The organism is Rathayibacter sp. VKM Ac-2835 (assembly GCF_013266705.1).
Classification (GTDB): domain Bacteria; phylum Actinomycetota; class Actinomycetes; order Actinomycetales; family Microbacteriaceae; genus Rathayibacter.
On record NZ_JABSNQ010000002.1, the window covers coordinates 332531 to 354001 of the forward strand.

The following is a 21471-nucleotide window of genomic DNA, read 5'->3' on the forward strand; positions in this document are numbered from 1 at the left end:
CGTACACACAGAGAGAAGGTCCGACATGACTGAGCCGACGACGTTCGCGGTGGTGGGGACCGGCTGGCGCTCCGAGTTCTACCTCCGCCTGGCCCGCACGGCCCCTGAGCGGCTGCGCGCGGTGGCGATCGTGGCGAACTCCGCCGCCGCCGAGGACCGGATGACCGCGCGCTGGGACGCGCCCGTCGTCCGGACGCTGGAGGAGGCCCTCGCCCACCGGCCCGACTTCGTGATCGCCGCCGTCTCCTGGCCGTCGATGCCGGGCGTGACGATCCGGCTCGCCGAGCTCGGCGTCCCCGTGCTCGCCGAGACCCCGCCCGCGCCGACGGCCGACGGGCTGCGCGAGCTGTGGAGCGCCCTCGGCGCCTCGGCCCGGGTGCAGGTGGCGGAGCAGTACATGCTGATGCCCGGGCACGCGGCACGCCAGGCGGTCGTCCGGAGCGGCGCGATCGGCGAGGCCACTGCCGTGCACATCGCCTCCACGCACCTGTACCACGCGACCAGCCTGATCCGCGGCTTCCTCGGCGCGGGCATGGCCGAGGCCGTCGTGAGCGCCCGCGCCTTCACCGCGCCCCAGGCCGACCCGCTGACCTTCGACGGCTGGCGCGAGGATCCGTCGCCCGAGCCGCGGACGACGACGATCGGCACGCTCGACTTCGGCGACGGCAGGATGGGCCTCTACGACTTCGTCGACAACCAGTGGTGGAACCCGCTGCTCAGCCGGCGGATCGTGATCCGCGGCTCGCTCGGCGAGATCGCCGACGACACGGTCACCCACCTCACGGACGAGGGCGTGATCGTGTCGCCGATCTCCTACCGGCGCACCGGCATCGACATGAACCTCGAGGGCAACGAGGTGGTCACCGCCTCCTTCGAGGGCCGGATCGTCTGGCGCAACGAGTGGGTCGGGACCCGGCTGTCCGAGGACGACCTCGCGGTCGCCGACCTCCTCGAGGCGACCGGGCGGTGGGCCCGCGACGCCGGCCCCGAGCCCTACCCGCTGGCGGAAGCCTGCCAGGACCATCTCCTCGGTCTCGCGATCGAGGAGTCCGTACGAACCAGCGCCGATGTGCGCGTGAGCAAGGAAGCGTGGGCCTGATGCCTCTCGTCACCATAGAGATCGCCGACACCGTCCCCGAGGAGACCCGGTTCGCCTACGCGGAGGCCGTCAACGCGGGCCTCGTCGAGGGCCTGGGCATGGATGCGGAGGACCGCTTCCAGGTCATCCACCCCCTGCCCGCGAGCCACCTCGTCGCCGACCCGCACTATCTCGGCGGCGACCGGAGGGACGTGGTCTACGTGCGCGTCCTCATGGTCCGCATGTACGACAAGGAGACCAAGGCCGCGATGTTCGAGGCGGTCGCCCGCCGGCTGGAGGCCGAGGGCGTCCGCCCGGACGACGTGTTCATCGCGATCACCGAGAACACGCTGGACGACTGGTACCCCGGTGCGCGGGGCGAGCGTGGCTGACCTCGGCGCGCGCACCCTCACGACCGACGTCCGGGTCGTCGACGAGCAGGGCCGGCCGGTCGCCGGCGTGGACGTGACCACCGAGCAGCTGCGGCACGCCTTCGGCTTCGGCAGCATCGGCTTCGACTTCCTCGACTGGCTGGGCGGTCCGCCGCTCTCGACGGGCGGCGACGCCTCGGAGTTCTTCGGCGGCAAGGTCGACTCGGATCCGCAGCAGCTCGCGGACGCCTGGCTCGGCGTCTTCGACACGGTGACCCTGCCCTTCTACTGGCGGGCCTTCGAGCCCGAGCGAGGCCGTCCCGAGACGCAGCGGCTGCGCCGGACGGCCGAGTGGTTCGCCGAGCGCGGCGTCCGGGTGAAGGGTCACCCCCTCGTCTGGCACACGCTCGCGCCCGAGTGGCTGATGCCGCTCGAGGACGCCGAGGTGGAGGAGGTGCTGCGCGCGCGGGTCCGCCGCGAGGTCGCCGACTTCGCCGGTGTCGTCGACGTGTGGGACGCGATCAACGAGACGGTCATCCTGCCGCGCTTCACGGCGGAGCCGAACGCGATCACCCGGCTGGCGCAGCGCCTCGGCCGGGTCGGCATGATCCGGCTGGCGTTCGAGGAGGCCCGCTCGGTCGGCTCGGGCGGGCGGTTCGTCCTCAACGACTTCGATCTGTCGAGCGAGTACGAGCACGTGATCGAGGAGTGCCTCGAGGCGGGGATCGCGATCGACGCCATCGGCCTGCAGACCCACATGCACCAGGGCTATCGCGGTGAGGACCGGATCGCGGAGGTGCTCGAGCGCTTCTCCCGCTTCGGCCTGCCGCTGCAGATGACGGAGACGACCCTCCTCTCCGGCGACCTGATGCCGCCGGAGATCGACGACCTGAACGACTACGTGGTCGACTCCTGGCCGAGCACCGAGGAGGGCGAGGCGCGGCAGGCGGACGAGCTCGTCCGGCACTACCGGAGCGTCCTCGCGCATCCGGCGGTCGAGTCGCTGACCTACTGGGGGCTGACCGACGACGGCGCCTGGCTCGGGGCGCCCTCCGGGCTGCTCCGCCGGGACGGCAGCCGGAAGCCCGGCTACGACGCGCTGCAGGACCTGATCCGCCGCGAGTGGTGGCACGCGGAGACGACCGCGACGACGGGAGCCGAGGGGTGCGTGCCGCTCCGGGGCTTCGCCGGGCGCTACCGGGTCACCGCCGGCGGCACGTCGGTCGAGGTCGAGGTGTCGGCCGGGAGCGGCCCGATCACGGTCGTGGTGCCGCGATGAGCATCGAGGCGGACGAGGAGCGCGTGCAGGCCGTGGCCGGCACCCGGCTCGCCGAGCTGCGCGTCGCGGCGGCCGCGGCCGCGGCTCCGGCGGTGCTCGCCTCCTCGCGGCAGGAGCGCGCGGGCTGGCTCACCCGGATCGCGGCGCGGCTCGACGAGGCGCGCGACGAGCTGGTCGAGGTGGCCGAGGGCGAGACGCACCTCGGCGTCGAGCGGCTGCGGGGCGAGGTGGCGCGCACGACGGGCCAGCTGCGGCTGTTCGCGGACGTGCTCGAGGAGGGCTCCTACCTCGAGGCCTCGATCGACGTCGCCGGCACGATCGGCGGCGACGGCTCGCAGGAGATCCGCCGCTTCCTCCGCCCGCTCGGGCCGGTCGCGGTCTTCTCCGCCTCGAACTTCCCGTTCGCGTTCTCGGTGGCCGGCGGCGACACCGCGTCGGCGCTGGCGGCGGGCTGTCCGGTGCTCGTGAAGGCCCACCCCGGGCATCCGGAGCTGTCGCGGCGGACCGCCGCCGTGGTCGACCGGGCGCTCGAGGAGGCCGGCGCCCCGCGCGGCGTCTTCGACCTCGTGGAGGGGCGCGCGGCGGGGCTCGTGCTCGTCAGGGCGCCCGAGGTGCGCGCCGTGGCGTTCACCGGCTCGCTGCCGGGGGCCACCGCGCTGATGGACGCGATGTCCGAGCGCGCGGAGCCGATCCCGTTCTTCGGCGAGCTCGGCAGCGTGAACCCCGTGGTGATCACGCCCGGGGCGGCCGAGGAGCGCGCGGCGGAGCTCGCGGCCGAGCTGGTCGCCTCCTTCACCCTCGGCGGCGGGCAGTTCTGCACCAAGCCCGGCGTGGTCTTCGTGCCGGCGGCGGCGGATCTCGATACGCCCGCGGAGCGGGCTGCTCGATCAGCAGGGGCGGGCGGCGGCACGCCTCCATGCTGGTCGAGTAGCGCGCAGCGCGTCTCGAGACCCGCGTTCCGCCAGGCGGTGGCGGAGCGGGTCGAGAGCCTGCCGGGGACGGTCCTGCTCACGGAGAGGATCGCGGAGTCCTTCTCCGCGTCCGCCGGCCGGCTGGCGTCGGCGGACGGGGTCCGTGTCCTCGCCCGCGGCGCGCAGGTCGACGGCACCGCACCGGTCGTCCTCGTGACGACCATCGACGACGTCGTCCGGCACAGCGACGTCCTGCTCGAGGAGTGCTTCGGCCCGCTGACGCTGCTGATCGAGTACCGCTCGCCGGAGGAGGTGCTCGCCGCGCTCACCCACCTGGACGGATCGCTGACAGCCACCGTGCACAGCGCGCCGGGCGAGGACATCGGCGCGCTCGTCGCCGTCCTCGCCGAGCGCTCCGGCCGCGTCGTCTTCGACGGCTGGCCGACCGGCGTCAGCGTCACCTGGGGGCAGCACCACGGCGGACCGTGGCCCGCCACGACCTCGCAGCACACCTCGGTCGGAGCGACCGCGATCCGGCGCTTCCTCCGGCCGATCGCCTACCAGGGGGCTCCGGCCGCCGCGCTCCCGGCCGACCTCACCGATGCGGGCCTCGCCCGCCTCCCTCACCGCCGCGACGGCAGATCGGTCCCCCGATGAACGACGAGAACCCGGGGCGGCCCACCGGCATGGGCCCGGTGATCCGGACCGGCCGCGCCGTCCGCAGCGCCCAGTGGTACGGCGGCGACGACCGCAACACCTACCTGCACCGGGCGTGGATGCGCCGCGGCACGCCCGACCACGCCTTCGACGGCCGGCCGCAGATCGCGATCGCGAACACCGCCTCCGACCTCTCGCCGTGCAACTCGCACCTCGACGAGGTCGCCCAGAGCGTCAAGAACGGCGTGTACGAGGCGGGCGGGATCCCCTACAACCTGCCTGTCATCTCGCTCGGCGAGACGACCGTCCGGACCACCGCGATGCTCTGGCGCAACATGGTCGCGATGGCCGCGGAGGAGCTGTTCCGCGCCAATCCGATCGACGGCCTGGTGCTGCTCGGCGGCTGCGACAAGACCATCCCGGCGCTGCTGATGGCCGCCGCCAGCGTGGGGATCCCGGCGATCGTCGTCCCCGGCGGGCCGATGCTCAACGGGACCTTCCGCGGCAGCACGCTCGGCTGCGGCACCGACGTCTGGCGCCTGAGCGAGGAGGTGCGGGCGGGCGCGCTCGACAGCGACTACTTCGTCCAGTCCGAGTCCTCGATGATCCGCAGCCGCGGGCACTGCAACACCATGGGCACGGCGTCCTCGATGGCCTGCGTCGCGGAGGCGCTCGGCATGACGCTGCCCGGCGTCGCGGGCGTCCCCGCCTCGGACAGCCGGCTGCTGCAGTTCGCGCACGCGACGGGCAACCGCGTCGTCGCGATGGTGGAGGAGGAGCTCGCACCGGCGGACGTGATGACGAAGGCCGCGTTCCACAACGCGATCGTGGCGCTCGCCGCGATCGGCGGATCGACCAACGCCGTGGTGCACCTGCTCGCGATCGCGGGCCGGCTCGGCGTCGAGCTCGACCTCGACGACTTCGACCGCATCGGCGCCGACGTCCCGCTGCTGGTGAATCTGCAGCCGGCCGGCGCCCACCTGATGGAGGACCTGTTCCGCGCGGGCGGGTTCCTCGCCGTGATGAACGAGGTCCGGCCGCTGCTGGATCCGACGGCGGTGACGGTGCTCGGCACGCCCTTCGTCGACGAGCTGCCGGGGCACGAGGTCTGGGACCGCGACGTGATCCGCACGGTCGAGGCGCCGCTGCTGCCGGCGGCCGGCATCGCCGTGCTCCGCGGCAACCTCGCGCCGACCGGCGCGATCATCAAGCCGGCCGCGGCGACGGCGGCGCTGCTGCACCACCGCGGGCCGGCGGTCGTCTTCGACTCGGTCGAGGACATGCACGCCCGGATCGACTCGCCCGAGCTCGACGTCACCGCGGACTCGGTCCTGGTGCTGCGCGGCTGCGGTCCGCGCGGCTACCCCGGGATGCCCGAGGTCGCCAACATGCCGCTGCCGAAGCGCCTGCTCGACGCGGGCGTGCGCGACATGGTCCGGATCTGCGACGGGCGGATGAGCGGCACGGCCTACGGCACGATCGTGCTGCACGTGACCCCGGAGTCGGCGGTCGGCGGTGCTCTCGGGCTGGTGCAGGACGGCGACCCGATCGAGCTCGACGTCGCGTCGCGGACGCTGACGCTACTGGTGTCCGACGAGGACCTGGCGGCCCGCCGGCCGTCCGCCGCGACCACGGCCGCCTACGCGGCGCCGGTCCGCGGCTGGGAGCGGCTCTACATCGACCACGTCGAGCAGGCCGAGCGCGGCGCGGACCTGGACTTCCTGACCGGCGCGACCGGGCCCGGTGTGCTGCGGGAGTCGCATTGAGCGGGGCGGGGCGGAGCTCCCGGGAGCACGACGAAGGGACCACGATGACCGGCACGACAGGAGGACCGCGATGAGCACGCGGATGCGCGCTGCGGTGCTGCGGGAGTTCGGCGCGCCGCTGGCCGTCGAGGACGTCGACCTCGCCGACCCCGGCCGGGGCGAGCTGCTCGTCGAGATCGACGCGGCGGGCGTCTGCCACTCCGATCTGCACTACCTGCACGGTGATCTGCGCTGCCCGCTGCCGGTGGTGCCCGGGCACGAGGGCGCCGGCCGCGTCGTCGCCCTCGGGCCGGACCTGCGCGAGGGCTTCGCCGTCGGCGACCGGGTCGCGCTGCTCTGGCGGCCGAACTGCGGCCGGTGCGCGCAGTGCGTCGCCGGCCGGCCGATCATGTGCGAGTACGGACCGGTGCAGGCGGCGTCCGGCGGCCTGCTCGACGGCACGAGCCGGCTCAGCGCCGGAGGCGAGACCGTGCACCACCTGCTCGGGGTGTCCTGCTTCGCGGAGCGGGTGGTCGTGCCCGAGCGCAGCGTGGTCCGCGTCCCCGACGACGTGCCGGCCGAGATCGCGGCGATCGCCGGGTGCGCGGTCATCACCGGGGTCGGCGCAGTGCTGAACGTGATCGGCGCGTGCCTCGGCGACGCGGTCGTGGTGATCGGCGCCGGCGGCGTCGGCCTCTCCGCGGTGATGGGCGCGCGGGCGGCCGGCGCGACGACCGTCGTCGCGGTCGACGTGGACGCGGACCGGCTCGCGCTGGCGAGGCGGCTCGGCGCGACGCACGTGATCGACGGGTCCTCCTCCTCCTCCTCCGGCGGCGGCGACGCGGTCGAGCAGCTGCTCGCCCTCGTCCCCGGCGGAGTGCCCTGGGTGGTGGAGGCGGTGGGTCGGCCGGAGACGCTGGCGTCGGCGGTGGCGATGCTGCAGCCGGGTGGGACGGCCGTCGCCGTGGGCCTCGGCCGGGTCGGTCAGCGCTTCGACATCCCCGTGAACGACCTGGTGCAGAAGCAGAAGCGCGTGGTCGGCTCGCTCTACGGGTCGTCGATCCCGCAGCTGGATCTGCCGCGGATCTTCGAGCTGTACCGCAGCGGCGCGCTGCCGCTCGACGAGCTGGTGGGGGAGCGGTTCGCCCTCGACGAGATCGGCGCGGCGTTCGCGGCGCTGGAGCACGGCAGTGTCGGGCGCTCGATCGTCGTGCCTGCGCGGGAGGGCGCGCGGTGAGCGCGTTCGCCCGGTACCCGAGCCTCGACGGGCGGACCGTGATCGTGACGGGCGGGGCCTCCGGGCTCGGCGCGGAGTTCGTGCGGCAGTTCGCGGCGCAGGGCTCGCGGGTCGGCTTCCTCGACATCGACGCCGAGCAGGGTGCGGCGCTCGCCCGCGAGCTGGGCGGAGCCGTCCGCTTCGCCGCCTGCGACGTGCGCGACGTGGCGGCGCTCGCGGCCGCGATCGAGGGGCTCACCGCCGAGCTCGGCCCGGCCCACGTGCTCGTCAACAACGCGGCGAACGACGCGCGACACACGGTCGAGGACCTCGATCCGGCCTACTGGGACGACCGCATGGCGGTGAACCTCCGGCACCAGTTCTTCGCGGCACGGCTCGTCTCGCGCGGGATGCTGCGCGCGGGCGCCGGCTCGATCATCAACCTCGGCTCGATCAGCGCGCACATCGACCTCGTCGAGCTGGTCGGCTACATCACCGCGAAGGCCGCGATCGAGGGCATGACCCGCGCCCTGGCCCGCGAGCTCGGCGCCGGCGGCATCCGTGTGAACTGCGTCATCCCCGGCTGGATCATGACCGAGCGCCAGCTGCAGCAGGTCGTCACGCCCGAGGCGGAGCAGCAGATCGACCGCAGCCAGTGCCTCCCCGGCCGCCTCGTCCCGGAGGACGTCGCCCGCCTGGTCCTCTGGCTCGCGGCCGACGACTCCGCGATGTGCACCGCACAGAACTGGGTCGTCGACGGCGGCTGGCTCTGACGGCCGCGGCCGCGCTGCGGCGCGCCCCCTCACCGCCGGTCGAGGAGCGGCGGAGCCGCCCCCTCATGCTGGTCGAGGAGCGGCGGAGGCGCGTATCGAGACCCGGTGGCCGCGGCCGGGCGGTTCCGCGGACGACAGCGCCGGAGCCGCTCAGACGTCCCGCGGCGTCTTGTCGCGCAGCGACCAGACGGCCGCGCTCGCGCCCAGGAGCAGGAGCGCCCCGCCGCCGAGGGCGAGTGCGCTCACCGGCACGCCGAGGTCGCCGACGGCCCGCGGCTGGAACCCGCCGTGGAAGGCGAGCCACGGCGCCGCGACACTCGGCACGAGGTTCCGCGGGTCGCCCGGCCCCAGGATCGGCAGCAGGTAGTAGGTCAGGGCGAAGACGGTGAGCGAGAAAGCGCGCTCCCGCGTCAGCGTCGCGACGAGGAAGCCCAGCGCCGCGAAGGCGACGCCGATCAGCACGAGGACGGCCGCCAGCGCGCCGATCGCCGCGGGATCGGCGGACGGAGGCGCGGACCCGCCGTCGACGGGGAACGGCCTCAGCCGCGCGGTGACGAGACCGGCGACGGCCGCCGTGACGACGAGCGCCGCGCCGAAGGTCATGACGGCCGCGGCGAGGAGCACTGCTTTCGCCGCGACGAAAATGCGCACCCGACGGACCTGCGGCCACCGCACGACGATCGACCCGCCGCGGAGGTCCGTGGTCGCCGCGAAGAGCCCCGTCGCGTACCCGAGGAGCGGGGTCACCAGGAACACCGCGAGGCTCAGCCCGGTCTCGACCGCACCGAGCGGTGTCAGCGCCGCCGAGGCCGCCGTCGCCGCCTCGAAGTCGTAGCGCAGCGGGTTGTCGATCTCCGTCCGCCCGTCCCCGTGAGTGGTCACGCTCACGGGCTCGGCCAGCGCCTCCTCGACGGAGTGCCCGGCCGAGCGGTACTCCGCGGCGGTCCGCTCGAAGAGCGCTGCCGTCGACCGGGCGTTGCCGACGTCCGTCACCGCGCTCCAGACCGCGAAGGCGGCGCCGGCGAGCAGGAGGACGAGAAGCAGCCGTGAGGCGACCGCCCCGCGCAGCTCCCTCCGCACCTCGCCGCACAGGGAGCTCACCGCTCCTCGACTCGACGCAGGCCCTGGTGCGCAGCAGTGACATCGACGAGAACGCCGTCGACGAGTTCGGCGACATGCGAGGGGAGGCCCTCGAACGCGGAGACGTCGTGGCCGGTGGCGAGCACGATGCGCCCGTCTCCGCAGGCCTGCTGCAGACCGGTCCGCAGCTCCTGCCGGCCGGCGACATCGAGGCCGTTCGCAAACTCGTCGAGCAGCAGGACGGGGGAATCGCCGGCGAGAGCGATGGCGAGCATGACCGTCTTGCGCTGGCCGGTGGACAGCCGTCCTGCTGCCGAGCGGAGGACCGCGGACGGGACCAGCTCCTGAACGAGAGAGCGTCGATGCCCCTTCGAGTCGTTCAGCTGGTAGTCCACGTTCGCCCGCACGGTCCAGCCGGGATGCAGGCTCGTCCGGTCGAGGACGGGTGCGAAGTGGGCGTGGCTCGCCGCCGCTCCACCGACGTCGACCCGGACGGACCCGGAGTGCCGCGTGAGCCCCAGGAGGCAGCGGAGCAGCGTGGTCTTGCCCGCGCCGTTCGCCCCGAGCAGCAGAAGGAAGTCGCCCGGCTCCAGATGCAGATCGATACCCCTCAGGACCGCGCGACCGCCGCCCCTCGTCGCGAGCCCCTCGACGTGCAGTCCCTCGCGCTCCGTCATCACCAGGAGGCTGACCAGCTGTTACCGGCGCGCACGTCGGTGGTCGCAGTCGCGCTGGCGTTGTAGACGTTCGCGTTGCCCCACGGCGTCGGGACACCGGCGCCAACTGTGTAGCCGCCGCGCCAGGTGTGCTTCGCGCGGCTGCTCAGGATGCGAGACGTGCCGTTCTGCGTCACGTTGTTCGGGAAGACGGCGCCGGACTCCTGGAAGCCGGAGCTCCAGAGGACGGAGGAGGAGGTCGACTCGAAATCGACTCTCTCGTTCGTCCACATCAGGATGCTGCCGCGATAGAGGTTCGTTCGGGACTTCCAGATCTGCCCGTCGCTCATCGCGCCCGGCACCGGTGACGAGGCGGCTGTTCGTTTCGGGGATGACCCCGCCGTCTTCTGCGGTGCCTCCCAGATCGCGATCGCCTCCTTCTGCTGTGCGGTCAGGTCCTCCGGCGTGGACCGGTTCTCGGCGTGAGCCGCCCCCGGCGCCAGCAGCAGCGCGCCGATCAGTGCGGCCGTCCCGGTGATGGCGACGATCGTCCTCTTCATCTCGTTCCTCGTTCCTGCTCTCAGAAGGACCGACCGCCGATGAGGTATCACCGGCATGACCTTCTGTGTATGGTCGCCAGCGTCCTTCCCATCGCTCGGGTCGGCAAGGGTGTGACGCGAACCGGAGGGAGAGGAGGCGCGCCGCGTCGCGTCGACGGGAAGTGCGAGCGAGCGGCCGCGTATCGAGCGGAGGGGGCGCCTTCGGCCCCGGCGCAGTGCAGTGAAGAGGCCGACGTCCTTGGGGTGGGTGGGTCTCGATACGCCCCTGCGGGGCTACTCGACCAGCATGTCTGCGGATATCTCTTCCACGTAGATCCGGCGCACCGACGCCGCTACAGTGACCGGCATGACCCCCTCGCGCGTCCTCGCACCGGAGCCTCCCGCCGACGGCTCGAAGCCGAAGGGACCCGCGTCGTACTTCCCGAGCATCGAGACCACGTACGGCCGCCCGGTCCAGGAGTGGCTCGACCTGGTGGACGAGCGGCTCGACTCCGAGACGCACATGCAGGCCGTCTCCTGGCTGAAGACCGAGCACGGTCTCGGCCACGGGCACGCGAACGCCCTCGTCGCCTACGTCAAGGCCGCCCGCGCCTGACCGTGACCCCGTCTGCGCCCGATCCGGCTGATGCTCTGCCGCCGAGGTCGCGCGCAACGTCAGCTGAGACGGGGGTCCCTCCTCTGACAGGGGAGGCCGGGTGCTCTCAGCTGATGTTGTGCGCCGGAGTCGGCCCAGGGCGGGCCGTCAGCGGGCGGCGCGGCCGAACTCGAGGAGCTTCGCGAAGAGGTCCTCGAGGAGCCAGCGGGTGTCGAAGGCCTCGCAGACGCGGACGGTGTGCGGGCCGATGCCGGGCTGCAGGTCGCCGGCGGTGGTGAAGCGCGGGGCGGGGACGGCGCGCCAGCGGCCGCCGGCGGGGTTCATCACGGCGCCGATCGCGGGGCTGTCACCGAGGGAGCGGAAGTCGAGCGGGCCGTAGGGGATCGTCGCGTTGAAGGCGATCAGCTGGTCGACGAGGTAGTCGCCGAGGGGGCTCGTGCCGCCCAGCCGCGTGCGCAGCTCGGCGTGACCGACGCCGACCATCGTGTAGACGGGCATCGGGATCTGCCAGACGGCGACTCCGGAGGCGAGCACGGCGTTCGCGGCCGCGACGTCGTTGATCAGGTTGAACTCCGGGTGGTACGCGGCGATGCCCTCGTAGGGCGGGCCGCCCACCCAGACCACGACGACGTCGCGCTCGGCGATCGACGGCTCCGTCAGCAGCGCCGCGGCGACGTCGGTGAGCGGGCCGAGCACGGCGATCCAGAGCCGGCCCTCGCCGTGCAGCGCCTCCTCGACGATCACGCGCGAGCCCTCGGACGCCACGGACTCCGCGGAACCGCCGGCGACCAGCGCCGCTGACGCCCCGTCCACGACCCGCACGTCGGCCCCGGCGAGGGCGACCACGCGATCGATCTCCGCGCGCGACTCCCGCAGGCTCCCGGGCCGGCCGAAGTGCGCGGCGACGAGCGCCCGCACGTCGAGCGTCGCGCTCAGCAGCGCCTGCACGATCGCGAACTGGTCGTCGGCCTCGTTCGCGGCGTCGGTGCTGACGATCAGCCGGTGCGGTACCGGCACGACACTCACGCCGACTCCCGCTGCACGAGCGTCGTCGCGAGGATCGGCTGCCGGTCGACCTCGCGGCCCGCCACCACGGCCACCACGGTCTCGGCGGCGACGCGCCCCATGTCCTCGAGCGGCTGGCGGATCGTAGTCAGCGTCGGATCCGAGGTGGTCGCGATGACCACGTCGTCGAAGCCCACGACCGAGATGTCGGCGGGCACCCGCCGACCGGAGGCCTGCAGCACCCGGATCGCGCCGTTGGCCATCAGGTCGGAGGAGGCGAAGACGCCGTCGAGGTCCGGGTGGCGCTGCAGCAGTCGCGCCATCGCGGCGGAGCCGCTTTCGAGGGTGAACTCGCCGTGCACGATCGGGCTGTGGTCCAGGCCCAGTTCCGTCAGCTCGTCGCGCCAGCCGCGGATGCGGTCGCGGGCGGGCTCCATGTCGTGCGGGCCGGCGATGATCCCGAGCCGCCGCCGCCCGGAGTCGGCGAGCGCGCGGGCGGCCAGCCGGCCACCGCCGTAGTTGTCGGAGTCGATCACGATCGCGTCCTCGGCCAGGGCGACCCGCGGCCGGCCGACCCAGGCGATCGGCACGGGGGAGTCGGCGAGCGCCTGCGCGAGGTGCGTGATCTCGTGCTGCAGGATCACGATCGCTCCGTCGACCGCGCGCGAGCGGAGGAACTTGGGGATGCGGTCGCCGTCGTCGTGGTCCGCGGGCAGCAGCACCGGCTGCACCTCGGCGGCGTAGAGCCCCTTCGCCGCGCCCTTGAGCACCGAGGTGAAGAACGTGCCGGTGAGGCTGTCGAGCTCGTTGAAGGCGACGATCAGCGCGATCGCCCCTGAGCGGCCGCCGCGGAGCATCCGCGCGGCGCTGTTCGCCTCGTAGCCGAGCTGCTTCGCGGCGTGCTCGACGGCCGCCGACATGCGGACGTCGACGTTCGTGCCGCCCGCGAGAACCCGGGCGGCGGTGGCGCGGGACACGCCCGCGGCCAGGGCGACGTCCACGAGCGTGGGTCGGGTCATGGCTGCATCCTTCTGAACGAGGAGGGGAGCGGACCGGGGCGCCGGATGCTCGATCTCCAGAGTCCCACGGGGACGCCTCCCCCTGGGCCGAAGCGGTCCGATTTGCGAAAGTTCTTCTGAATACTAGGGGAGATCGATATCTCACGCTGCGGTAACGACTCGAAGATCGCGCTTGCACCCGGGTCGAACGCGGGCTACCTTGGCGTCCAAGAGATCGTTCTCTGCCCCCTGGGTCTCCACCTGCGAGATCACCCACCGCGAATCCCCGACGAAGAGGAACAATCGTGAACAGAAGACTGACGGCCGTCGCCGCAGCAGCCGCCGCCGTGGCCCTCGCCCTCACCGGATGCTCATCCGGAAGCGGCGGCGGCGCGTCCGACGACCCGAACGCCGAAGCGACCTTCTGGTCCTTCACCGGCATCAACGCCAAGGACAGCGTCGACGAGTACCTGGCGAAGATGCCGGACGCGAAGATCAAGCTCTCGGAGGTCGGCAGCACCACTGAGACGGCCACCGCCCTCACCGCGGCGCTCGCCGGCGGCAAGGTGCCCGACCTGGTCATGATCCAGAACGACGACCTGCCCCAGTTCGTCGCCAACAGCTCGAACTTCCTCGACCTCCGCACCCTCGGCGGCGACGACGTGGCCTCCGCGTACCTCCCGTGGGCCGCCTCCGCGGCGACGGCCGACGACGGCTCCGTCGTGGGCGTCCCCACCGACGTCGGCGGACTGGGCTTCGCCTACCGCGCCGACCTCTTCGAGGCCGCCGGTCTGCCGACCGACCCGGCCGAGGTCGCCGAGATGTGGAAGGACTGGCCGTCCTTCATCGCCATGGGCGAGAAGTACACCGAGGCGACCGGCAAGCCGTTCGTCGACAACATCGAGACCAGCGTCTTCTTCTCGACCGTCAACCAGGTCTCGGAGAAGTACTACTCGCCCGACGGCGAGCTCGTCTACGACACCAACCCGCAGGTGAAGGACGCGTTCCAGGTCGCCGTGGACACCAAGGACGCCGGCATCAGCGCCGGCATCGCCGCCTGGTCCTCGGGCTGGGCTCCCGGCCGCGCCAACGGCGCCTTCGCCGTGACCATCGCGCCGTCGTGGATTCTCGCGGGCATCAAGACCGACGCCCCCGACACCGCGGGCAACTGGCGCGTCACGAGCGTCCCCGGCGTCGGCGGAAACTGGGGCGGCAGCGTCATCGCCATCCCGGCCCGCGCCGAGCACCCCGAGGCCGCCTGGCAGTACATCGAGACGATGATGTCCGCCGAGGGCCAGACCGACCACTTCGCGGCCTCGGGCACCCTGCCCGCCGCCACCGAGGCGGTCGCGAGCGACGAGGTCCGCAACTACACCGACCCGTTCTTCGGCGACTCGAAGATCGGCGAGGTCATGGCCACCTCGGTCGAGCAGTTCCCCTCCTTCTACAACGGTCCCGACACGACGCCGATCAACGGCGCCCTGCTGAACACCCTCGTCGAGCTGGAGGCGGGCAACGTCACCTCCGACAAGGCGTGGACGACGGCCCTCGACACGGCCAAGCAGGCCATCGGCGGCTGATCGCCCCACCCACCCGAGCGGCCCGGCGCCTCGCGCGCCGGGCCGCCCCTTCGACGGAGGTAACCCACGTGTCAACGGCGACAGCCATACGTCCCCCCAAGCAGCGCAAGCAGCACAGCGCCCCGGTCCAGAAGGCCGCGAGGATCCGCAACTCCCTCTCGGAGCGGATCGCCCCCTACGCGTACGTCGCGCCCTTCTTCCTCATCTTCATCGTCTTCGGGCTCTTCCCGCTGCTCTTCACGTTCTACGTCTCGCTCTTCGACTGGAACCCGATCGGCGAGCAGACCTTCGTCGGCCTCGCGAACTTCCAGCAGCTCTTCGCGGACAGCCGGTTCTGGAACGCCCTGGTCAACACCTTCGGCATCTTCATCATCTCGACGGTGCCGCAGCTGCTCTTCGCGCTCTTCCTGGCGCACCTGCTCAACCACGCGCGGCTGCGCTGGGCGAACTTCTGGCGCATGGCGCTGCTGGTGCCCTACATCACCTCCGTCGCGGCGACCGCGATCGTCTTCGCGCAGATCTTCGACAAGAACTTCGGCCTGATCAACTGGTTCCTCGGCATCTTCGGTCTGCCGTCGATCAACTTCCTCGCCACCAACTACGGCTCCTGGATCGTCATCTCGACGATGGTCTTCTGGCGCTGGTTCGGCTACAACACGCTGCTCTACCTGGCGGGGCTCCAGTCGCTCCCGCGCGAGATGTTCGAGGCCGCCTCGGTCGACGGCGCCTCCAGCTGGCAGCAGTTCCGCCACCTCACCATCCCGGCGCTGCGCCCGATCATCGTCTTCACCGTGATCATGTCGACCATCGGCGGTCTGCAGATCTTCACGGAGGCGCTCCTGGTGGCTCCCGAATCGGGCCTCACCTGCGGCGCCGGCCGGCAGTGCCAGACGCTCGCTCTGTTCCTCTACGAGCAGGGCTTCGGCCAGTTCAAGTTCGGCTACGGCTCCGCCATCGGCGTCGTGCTGTTCGTGATCGTCGTGGTCGTCTCGCTGATCAACTTCTACCTGTCCACCCGCACCCGGAAGGCGGCCGTCTGATGTCCGATGTGATCGATCAGGCCCTCCCGCAGGCCCGCGCCGTGGCCACGGGCGACACCCCGAAGGTGCTCCCGCGGCGCCGCGGCAAGGGCGGCGGAGTCGGCTGGCCGACGTACGTCTTCCTCGTCGTCGCCGTGCTCGTCTCGGTGTTCCCCCTCTACTACATGTTCGTCATCGCGTCGGTCGGAGCGACCGCCGTCACGTCGATCCCGCCGCGCCTGTACCCGGGCACGAACTTCTTCGCCATCGCGGAGAAGGTGTTCGACACCGTCCCGTTCATCGCGTCGCTGTTCAACTCGCTGATCGTGTCGCTGAGCATCGCGGTCCTCTCCGCGATCCTCTGCGCGATGGCCGGCTTCGCCTTCGCGAAGCTGCAGTTCCCGGGCCGCAACGTGCTGTTCCTGATCGTGCTGCTCACCATGACGGTGCCGGCGCAGCTGAGCATCATCCCGCAGTACCTGATCGTCTCGGCCCTCGACTGGGTCGACACCCTCCAGGCGATCATCGTCCCGGGTCTGGCCAGCGCCTTCGGCATCTTCTGGATGCGCCAGCACATGTCGACCACGGTCAGCGACGAGCTGATCCAGGCGGCCCGCATCGACGGCGCCAACTCCTGGCAGCTGTTCTGGCGCATCGCCTTCCCGGTGGTCCGCCCGGCGGCGTTCGTGCTCGGCCTGATCACGTTCACCGCGGTCTGGAACGACTTCATGTGGCCGTTCATCGTGCTGAAGTCGCCGGAGCTGTTCACAGTGCAGATCGCGCTGAAGCAGCTGCAGGCCAACCGCTCGATCGACGTCGCACTGGCGATGGGCGGCTCGTTCATGGCCACGCTGCCGCTGCTGATCGCGTTCTTCTTCGTCGGCCGCCGCATGGTGTCCGGGATCATGGACGGAGCGTTCAAGGGCTGATGCACGACGCCTCCACCACTCTCGTCCCCTCCGACCGCACCGACGAGACCGGGGATCGGAGCGGTGGTCGCGGCGGTTGGCGGGACCGCTCCCTCTCCGCGAGCGAGCGGGCCCGCCTCCTCACCGCCGAGCTCACGCTCGAGGAGAAGGCGGCCCAGCTCGGCTCCGTCTGGCTCACCGACTCCGCCGACGACTTCGCCCCGAAGCTCGAGGGCGGCCCCGAGACCGCGGCCGACCCGTTCGACGGCGGCCTCGGCCAGCTCACCCGCGTCTTCGGCACCGAGCCCGTCTCGGTGCCGGAGGGCGTGCGCCGGCTCCGCGGGCTGCAGGAGCGGGTCGTCGGCTCGCAGCGCCTGGGCATCCCGGCGATCGCGCACGAGGAGTGCCTGACCGGCCTCGCCGCGTACGGCGCGACCGCGTTCCCGACGCCGCTCGCCTGGGCGGCCACCTTCGACGAGGACCTCGTCGGCGAGATGGCGGAGGCGATCGGCTCCGACATGCGCGCGCTCGGGATCCACCAGGGACTCGCGCCCGTCGTCGACGTGGTGAAGGACTACCGCTGGGGCCGCGTCGAGGAGACCCTCGGCGAGGACCCGTACCTCGTCTCGCAGCTCGGCACCGCGTACGTCGCCGGGCTCGAGTCGGCGGGGATCATCGCGACGCTCAAGCACTTCGCCGGCTACGCGGCCTCCCGCGGGGCCCGCAACCACGCTCCGGTGAGCATGGGGCCGCGCGAGATCGCGGACACCGTGCTGCCGCCGTTCGAGGCCGCGCTGCGGCACGGCGGCGCGCGCAGCGTGATGACCTCGTACACCGACATCGACGGCGTGCCCAGCAGCGCGAGCCGGCATCTGCTCACCACGATCCTGCGGGAGAAGTGGGGCTTCGAGGGGACGGTCGTGGCCGACTACTGGGCCGTGCCGTTCCTCCAGGCGATGCACCACGTCGCTGTCGACACGGCCGACGCGGGGCGCCTGGCGATCCGCGCCGGCGTCGACGTCGAGCTGCCGCAGACCGCGGCGTACGGCGAGCTGCCGCGCCTCATCCGCGAGGGCGTCGTCGACGAGCGCGACCTCGACCGCTCCGTCGAGCGGCACCTGCGGCACAAGTTCGAGGCCGGGCTGCTCGACGGCGGGCCCCTCGTGCCCGAGGGCGCCGAGTCGGTCGACCTCGACAGCGCGCGCAACCGGGCGATCTCGCTCCGGATCGCGGAGGAGTCGGTCGTGCTGCTGCGCGACGAGGACGTGACCGGGCTGCTCGCCTCCGACACCGTCGCGGTGCTGGGTCCGGCGGCGGACCAGTTCCGCAGCCTGGTCGGCTGCTACGCCTTCCCGAACCACGTGCTCTCGAAGCACCCGGGGCACGAGCTCGGGATCGAGATCCCGACCGTGCTGAGCGCGCTGCGCGCCGAGCTCGGCGAGGAGCGCGTGCGCTTCGCGGCCGGCGGGTCGATCACCTCCGCCGACACCTCGGCGATCGCCGAGGCCGTCGCGACGGCGCGCTCGAGCGACGCGGCCGTGGTCGTCGTCGGCGACGTGGCCGGGCTGTTCGGCGACGGCACCTCGGGCGAGGGCTGCGACGCGGCCGACCTGCGCCTGCCGGGCGCCCAGGACGAGCTCGTCGCGGCGGTCCTCGCGACCGGCGTGCCGACCGTGCTGGTCGTGCTCTCGGGCCGGCCCTACGCGCTCGGCGCCTACGGAGCGGCGCGCGGTGTCGTGCAGGCGTTCTTCCCCGGAGCGGACGGGGCGGCCGCGGTCGCCGGCGTGCTCTCCGGGCGGGTCTCGCCGACCGGGCGCCTGCCCGTGCAGATCCCGCGGCTGCCGTCGGCGTCGACCACGTACCTGCAGCCGTCGCTGGGCCTGTCGAACCCGGGGATCACCGCACTCGACAACACGCCGCTGCACCCGTTCGGCTTCGGGCTCACGCGGGGGGACATCTCCTACGAGGCGCTGTCCGCACCGGCTGTGCTGGCGGTGGACGGGGCGCTCGACGCCGCGGTCACCATCCGCAACAGCGGCGAGGACACCGTCGAGGTCGTGCAGCTGTACGCCGCGTATCCGACCGCGCCCGTGGTGCGGCCGGCCGCGCAGCTGCTCGGCTACGCGCGGGTCCGCATCGCCGCCGGGCAGTCGCTGACCGTGCACTTCCACGTCGACGCGGCGCGGCTCGCGGCGACCGGCGAGGACGGCGCGCTCAGCGTGGATCCGGGCCCGCTGCGCCTGATCGCGGGTCCGTCCGCGGCCGACGCCGCGCAGACCGCCGACGTCGCCCTGACGGGCGCGCGCCGCGTGCTCGCCGAGCGCGCGCTCCGCACCCCGTGGTCGGTGACCCGGGCCTGACCCGCCCCTCCATGCTGGTCGAGCAGCCCCGCAGGGGCGTATCGAGACCCGCCCTCCTGGAGACGTCGGATCTCGATACGCGCCCTGCGGGCGCTCCTCGATCAGCATGAGGCGGCTCCGCAAGGGGCCTGCGCGCCGCGTCCCGCGCGCCTACCGTGAACAGCAGCACCCCCGGCGCGAGGACGCGCGCGGGGCCGGACTTCTCGAGGAGAGACATGCCTGCACTGACCGACACCTTCACCCTGTCCAACGGGGTCGAGATCCCGAAGATCGGCTTCGGCACCTGGCAGATCGAGGACGGCGCCGACGCCTACGACGCGGTGACCACGGCCCTCGAGGCCGGCTACCGCCACATCGACACCGCCCGCGGCTACGGCAACGAGGCGAGCGTCGGCCGCGCGCTGCGCGACAGCGGGATCCCTCGCGACGAGGTGTTCATCACCACGAAGCTGCCCGCCGAGGTCAAGGACCACGCCGGCGCGAAGGACAGCTTCGAGACCACGATGGCGGCGCTCGAGCTGGAGCACGTCGACCTGTACCTGATCCACGCGCCGTGGCCGTGGTCGGAGATGGGCTCGGACCACCGCGACGGCAACATCGCCGCGTGGAAGGCGATGGAGGAGATCTACGACTCCGGCCGCGCCCGCGCCATCGGCGTCTCCAACTTCTCGGTCGACGACCTGGAGTCGCTGATCGCCGCGACCGACGTGAAGCCGCACGCCAACCAGATCCGCTGGTTCGTCGGCAACACCCAGGACGAGACGACCGACTACTGCCGCAGCAACGGCATCCTCGTCGAGGGCTACTCGCCGCTGGCGACCGGCGGCCTGCTCGAGAACTCGGACCTCGCCGACATCGCGAAGGCGAACGGCGTCTCGGTCGCGCAGCTCTGCATCCGCTACCTCCTCGAGAAGGACGTCCTGCCCCTGCCCAAGTCGACCACCCCCGAGCGCATCCGCGAGAACGCCCAGGTCGACTTCCCCCTCTCGGCCGACGACGTCGCCCGCCTCGACGCCCTCACCGACACGGAGTCCTGACCCGCTCCCAGAACGCAGAAGTTGCGGTAGTCGCGCCTGACTACCGCAACTTCTGCGCACTGACGGAAGCGCGCCGGCCGAGCGGCCGCGGGGCGGCCCGTCATGCAGGCTGAGGAGCCGCGGAGCGGCCCCGCATGCCGGCCGAGCAGCCGCGCAGCGGCTTCCTCTTTGCTGGTCGAGTAGCCGCGGAGCGGCGTATCGAGACCCGGCGTGCTTGCGGTGGTGGATCTCGATACGGGCCCTGCGGGCGCTACTCGATCAGCATGGGCAGCGCTGCGCCCCTCCCTGCCTCTCCCGAGAATTCGGAAGTTGCGGTAGTCGAGGGCGACTACCGCAACTTTTGAGGACTCGGGGCGCGGCGGGCGCGGCGGCTCAGGCGAAGCGGAGCAGGTGGGCGCCGTGGGGCTCCAGGGTCAGCGCGACGGCGCCGTCGGCGACGGGAAGGGGCTCGCCCGTCCAGACGTCGACGGGGGTGCCGGTGCAGCCGAGGTCGGCGAGGTGCGCGGAGTACTCGCGCGGGGTGTCGCCGAGCCAGAAGACGCCGCGCCACTGCACGTCGCCCTGCCAGGCGCTCCAGACGACGAGGTCGCCGTCGCGGACGATCTCGCGGCTGCCCTCGCTGGACAGCAGCGCCAGCACGTCGTCGTTCGTCAGCAGCGCGAGCGTCTCGGGCGGGGTGTCGGGGAGGTGCCCGCCCATCATCAGCGGCGACCGCAGCAGGCACCACAGCGTCACGAGCGTCCGCTGCTCGGCGGGGGTGAAGCGCGAGAGCCGGTCCTCGCCCACGTGCGCCCGCACGCCGATCCGGCCGAGCGGCAGCATGTCGGCGTCGGCCCAGGCGCCCGGCCGCTGGTGCGGCGCCCAGCGCGCGGCGCGCTGGAACTGCTCCTGCAGGTGCCCCCAGTCGTCCCAGAAGTCGTCGGAGATCCGCCACATCTGCGCCGTGTCCCGGAGCAGCTCGAGGTTCTCCAGCGAGAGCTGCTTGCCCGGCGAGAGGCTCAGCACCATCGGCCGGCCGGTCGCGTCGATCGCGCGGGAGAGCGCGGCGATCTCGTCGGCCTGGATCGGCGGGTAGAGCACGTCGTCGAGCTTGACGAAGTCGACACCCCACGAGGCCAGCTGCGCCATCACCGAGTCGTAGTACTGCTGCGCGCCCGGCACCGTCATGTCGACGCCGAAGTTGTCCGGATTCCACGGGCAGACGTTGCCGCGGTCGGCGATGTCGGCGCAGGTCGCGTCGGAGCCGAGCACCGGCAGCCCGAGCCCGGCGGCCCGGCGGGGCACGCCGCGCATCAGGTGCACGCCGAAGCGCAGCCCGAGGGCGTGCACGCGCGCGGCGAGCGCGGTGAACCCCGCGACGGAGGCGGAGGGGAAGCGCCCCACCGCGGGCTGCGGCCGGCCCCAGTCGTCCAGGACCGGCTCCGACACCTCCTGGTAGTCGCTCGTGCCGGGGTCCGGCTCGTACCACTGGATGTCGACGACGACCGTGTCCCAGCCGTGCGGGAGCAGGTGCTCGGCGAGGTACTCGGCGTTCGCCAGCACCTCGTCCTCGGTGACGGAGGAGCCGAAGCAGTCCCAGCTGTTCCAGCCCATCGGCGGGCGGCGGGCGGCCTCGGTGCGTGCGGCGGCAGTGCTCATGGCGG

19 protein-coding genes are annotated in these 21471 nt (G+C 72.5%); 13 read left to right on the plus strand and 6 right to left on the minus strand.

Annotation, left to right across the window (positions count from 1 at the left end; all coding sequences use genetic code 11):
• Positions 1-25 precede the first annotated feature (25 nt).
• From HRK28_RS09455 to HRK28_RS09485, 7 genes are all read left to right on the plus strand, one after another.
• Positions 26-1099: a Gfo/Idh/MocA family protein gene (locus HRK28_RS09455; RefSeq protein WP_173251239.1), complete on the plus strand. Its 1074-nt coding sequence runs from the start codon at positions 26-28 to the stop codon at positions 1097-1099.
• A complete protein-coding gene (locus HRK28_RS09460) occupies positions 1099-1470 on the plus strand; it encodes a tautomerase family protein (protein WP_160090970.1) in 372 nt (123 codons plus the stop codon). Before HRK28_RS09455 ends, HRK28_RS09460 begins: the two co-directional genes overlap by 1 nt.
• Positions 1463-2728, plus strand: coding sequence for an endo-1,4-beta-xylanase (locus HRK28_RS09465; protein ID WP_173251240.1), 1266 nt, complete (start codon positions 1463-1465; stop codon positions 2726-2728). The genes HRK28_RS09460 and HRK28_RS09465 overlap by 8 nt, the downstream gene beginning before the upstream one ends.
• Positions 2725-4296, plus strand: a complete 1572-nt coding sequence (locus HRK28_RS09470; protein WP_173251241.1) for an aldehyde dehydrogenase (NADP(+)) — start codon at positions 2725-2727, stop codon at positions 4294-4296. Before HRK28_RS09465 ends, HRK28_RS09470 begins: the two co-directional genes overlap by 4 nt.
• On the plus strand, positions 4293-6062 hold the full coding sequence (locus HRK28_RS09475) for an IlvD/Edd family dehydratase (protein WP_173251242.1): 1770 nt from the start codon (positions 4293-4295) through the stop codon (positions 6060-6062). The genes HRK28_RS09470 and HRK28_RS09475 overlap by 4 nt, the downstream gene beginning before the upstream one ends.
• A gap of 70 nt (positions 6063-6132) precedes the next feature.
• A complete protein-coding gene (locus tag HRK28_RS09480) occupies positions 6133-7278 on the plus strand; it encodes a zinc-binding dehydrogenase (protein ID WP_217274636.1) in 1146 nt (381 codons plus the stop codon).
• Complete coding sequence (locus tag HRK28_RS09485) at positions 7275-8030, plus strand: SDR family NAD(P)-dependent oxidoreductase (protein WP_173251243.1); 756 nt, start codon at positions 7275-7277, stop codon at positions 8028-8030. Before HRK28_RS09480 ends, HRK28_RS09485 begins: the two co-directional genes overlap by 4 nt.
• Before the next feature lie 150 nt (positions 8031-8180).
• Here the strand turns inward: HRK28_RS09485 and HRK28_RS09490 are convergent, their stop codons facing one another.
• The 3 genes from HRK28_RS09490 to HRK28_RS09500 are packed head-to-tail and all read right to left on the minus strand — an operon-like array spanning position 8181 to position 10326.
• A complete protein-coding gene (locus HRK28_RS09490; protein ID WP_173251244.1) occupies positions 8181-9131 on the minus strand; it encodes a hypothetical protein in 951 nt (316 codons plus the stop codon).
• Positions 9128-9787, minus strand: coding sequence for an ATP-binding cassette domain-containing protein (locus HRK28_RS09495; protein ID WP_173251245.1), 660 nt, complete (start codon positions 9785-9787; stop codon positions 9128-9130). Before HRK28_RS09495 ends, HRK28_RS09490 begins: the two co-directional genes overlap by 4 nt.
• A complete protein-coding gene (locus HRK28_RS09500; RefSeq protein ID WP_173251246.1) occupies positions 9787-10326 on the minus strand; it encodes a hypothetical protein in 540 nt (179 codons plus the stop codon). Before HRK28_RS09500 ends, HRK28_RS09495 begins: the two co-directional genes overlap by 1 nt.
• A gap of 346 nt (positions 10327-10672) precedes the next feature.
• Here HRK28_RS09500 and HRK28_RS09505 point away from each other — a divergent pair, with 346 nt between their 5' ends.
• A complete protein-coding gene (locus tag HRK28_RS09505; protein WP_173251247.1) occupies positions 10673-10921 on the plus strand; it encodes a DUF4287 domain-containing protein in 249 nt (82 codons plus the stop codon).
• A gap of 147 nt (positions 10922-11068) precedes the next feature.
• Here the strand turns inward: HRK28_RS09505 and HRK28_RS09510 are convergent, their stop codons facing one another.
• Positions 11069-11947, minus strand: a complete 879-nt coding sequence (locus HRK28_RS09510) for a nucleoside hydrolase (RefSeq protein WP_217274637.1) — start codon at positions 11945-11947, stop codon at positions 11069-11071.
• Positions 11944-12945 (minus strand): LacI family DNA-binding transcriptional regulator, encoded by a 1002-nt coding sequence (locus tag HRK28_RS09515; protein ID WP_160090940.1) that lies wholly within the window; start codon positions 12943-12945, stop codon positions 11944-11946. Before HRK28_RS09515 ends, HRK28_RS09510 begins: the two co-directional genes overlap by 4 nt.
• 284 nt (positions 12946-13229) lie before the next feature.
• Between HRK28_RS09515 and HRK28_RS09520 the strand changes: the two genes are divergently transcribed.
• From HRK28_RS09520 to HRK28_RS09540, 5 genes are all read left to right on the plus strand, one after another.
• On the plus strand, positions 13230-14504 hold the full coding sequence (locus HRK28_RS09520) for an extracellular solute-binding protein (RefSeq protein ID WP_160090939.1): 1275 nt from the start codon (positions 13230-13232) through the stop codon (positions 14502-14504).
• Between the two features lie 68 nt (positions 14505-14572).
• The gene (locus HRK28_RS20110; RefSeq protein WP_208543693.1) at positions 14573-15544 is read left to right on the plus strand and encodes a carbohydrate ABC transporter permease; all 972 of its coding nucleotides are present in this window, start codon (positions 14573-14575) and stop codon (positions 15542-15544) included.
• Positions 15544-16452 carry a carbohydrate ABC transporter permease gene (locus HRK28_RS09530; RefSeq protein WP_160090938.1) on the plus strand — a complete coding sequence of 303 codons (909 nt, stop codon included), beginning with the start codon at positions 15544-15546 and terminating at the stop codon, positions 16450-16452. The genes HRK28_RS20110 and HRK28_RS09530 overlap by 1 nt, the downstream gene beginning before the upstream one ends.
• Positions 16452-18791, plus strand: coding sequence for a glycoside hydrolase family 3 N-terminal domain-containing protein (locus HRK28_RS09535; protein ID WP_173251248.1), 2340 nt, complete (start codon positions 16452-16454; stop codon positions 18789-18791). Before HRK28_RS09530 ends, HRK28_RS09535 begins: the two co-directional genes overlap by 1 nt.
• Positions 18792-19006: 215 nt before the next feature.
• Positions 19007-19828: an aldo/keto reductase gene (locus tag HRK28_RS09540; RefSeq protein ID WP_173251249.1), complete on the plus strand. Its 822-nt coding sequence runs from the start codon at positions 19007-19009 to the stop codon at positions 19826-19828.
• A gap of 372 nt (positions 19829-20200) precedes the next feature.
• Here the strand turns inward: HRK28_RS09540 and HRK28_RS09545 are convergent, their stop codons facing one another.
• Positions 20201-21466, minus strand: coding sequence for an alpha-galactosidase (locus HRK28_RS09545; protein WP_254304725.1), 1266 nt, complete (start codon positions 21464-21466; stop codon positions 20201-20203).
• Positions 21467-21471: the final 5 nt, after the last annotated feature.

Bases quoted from the DNA above. Each gene is read 5' to 3' on its own strand.
- HRK28_RS09480 (WP_217274636.1), top strand. From the start codon at position 6,133: ATGAGCACGCGGATGCGCGCTGCGGTGCTGCGGGAGTTCGGCGCGCCG.
- HRK28_RS09460 (WP_160090970.1), top strand. From the start codon at position 1,099: ATGCCTCTCGTCACCATAGAGATCGCCGACACCGTCCCCGAGGAGACC.
- HRK28_RS09545 (WP_254304725.1), bottom strand. From the start codon at position 21,466: ATGAGCACTGCCGCCGCACGCACCGAGGCCGCCCGCCGCCCGCCGATG.
- HRK28_RS09535 (WP_173251248.1), top strand. From the start codon at position 16,452: ATGCACGACGCCTCCACCACTCTCGTCCCCTCCGACCGCACCGACGAG.
- HRK28_RS09475 (WP_173251242.1), top strand. From the start codon at position 4,293: ATGAACGACGAGAACCCGGGGCGGCCCACCGGCATGGGCCCGGTGATC.
- HRK28_RS09515 (WP_160090940.1), bottom strand. From the start codon at position 12,945: ATGACCCGACCCACGCTCGTGGACGTCGCCCTGGCCGCGGGCGTGTCC.
- HRK28_RS09505 (WP_173251247.1), top strand. From the start codon at position 10,673: ATGACCCCCTCGCGCGTCCTCGCACCGGAGCCTCCCGCCGACGGCTCG.
- HRK28_RS09495 (WP_173251245.1), bottom strand. From the start codon at position 9,787: ATGACGGAGCGCGAGGGACTGCACGTCGAGGGGCTCGCGACGAGGGGC.
- HRK28_RS09470 (WP_173251241.1), top strand. From the start codon at position 2,725: ATGAGCATCGAGGCGGACGAGGAGCGCGTGCAGGCCGTGGCCGGCACC.
- HRK28_RS09530 (WP_160090938.1), top strand. From the start codon at position 15,544: ATGTCCGATGTGATCGATCAGGCCCTCCCGCAGGCCCGCGCCGTGGCC.
- HRK28_RS09540 (WP_173251249.1), top strand. From the start codon at position 19,007: ATGCCTGCACTGACCGACACCTTCACCCTGTCCAACGGGGTCGAGATC.
- HRK28_RS09500 (WP_173251246.1), bottom strand. From the start codon at position 10,326: ATGAAGAGGACGATCGTCGCCATCACCGGGACGGCCGCACTGATCGGC.
- HRK28_RS09455 (WP_173251239.1), top strand. From the start codon at position 26: ATGACTGAGCCGACGACGTTCGCGGTGGTGGGGACCGGCTGGCGCTCC.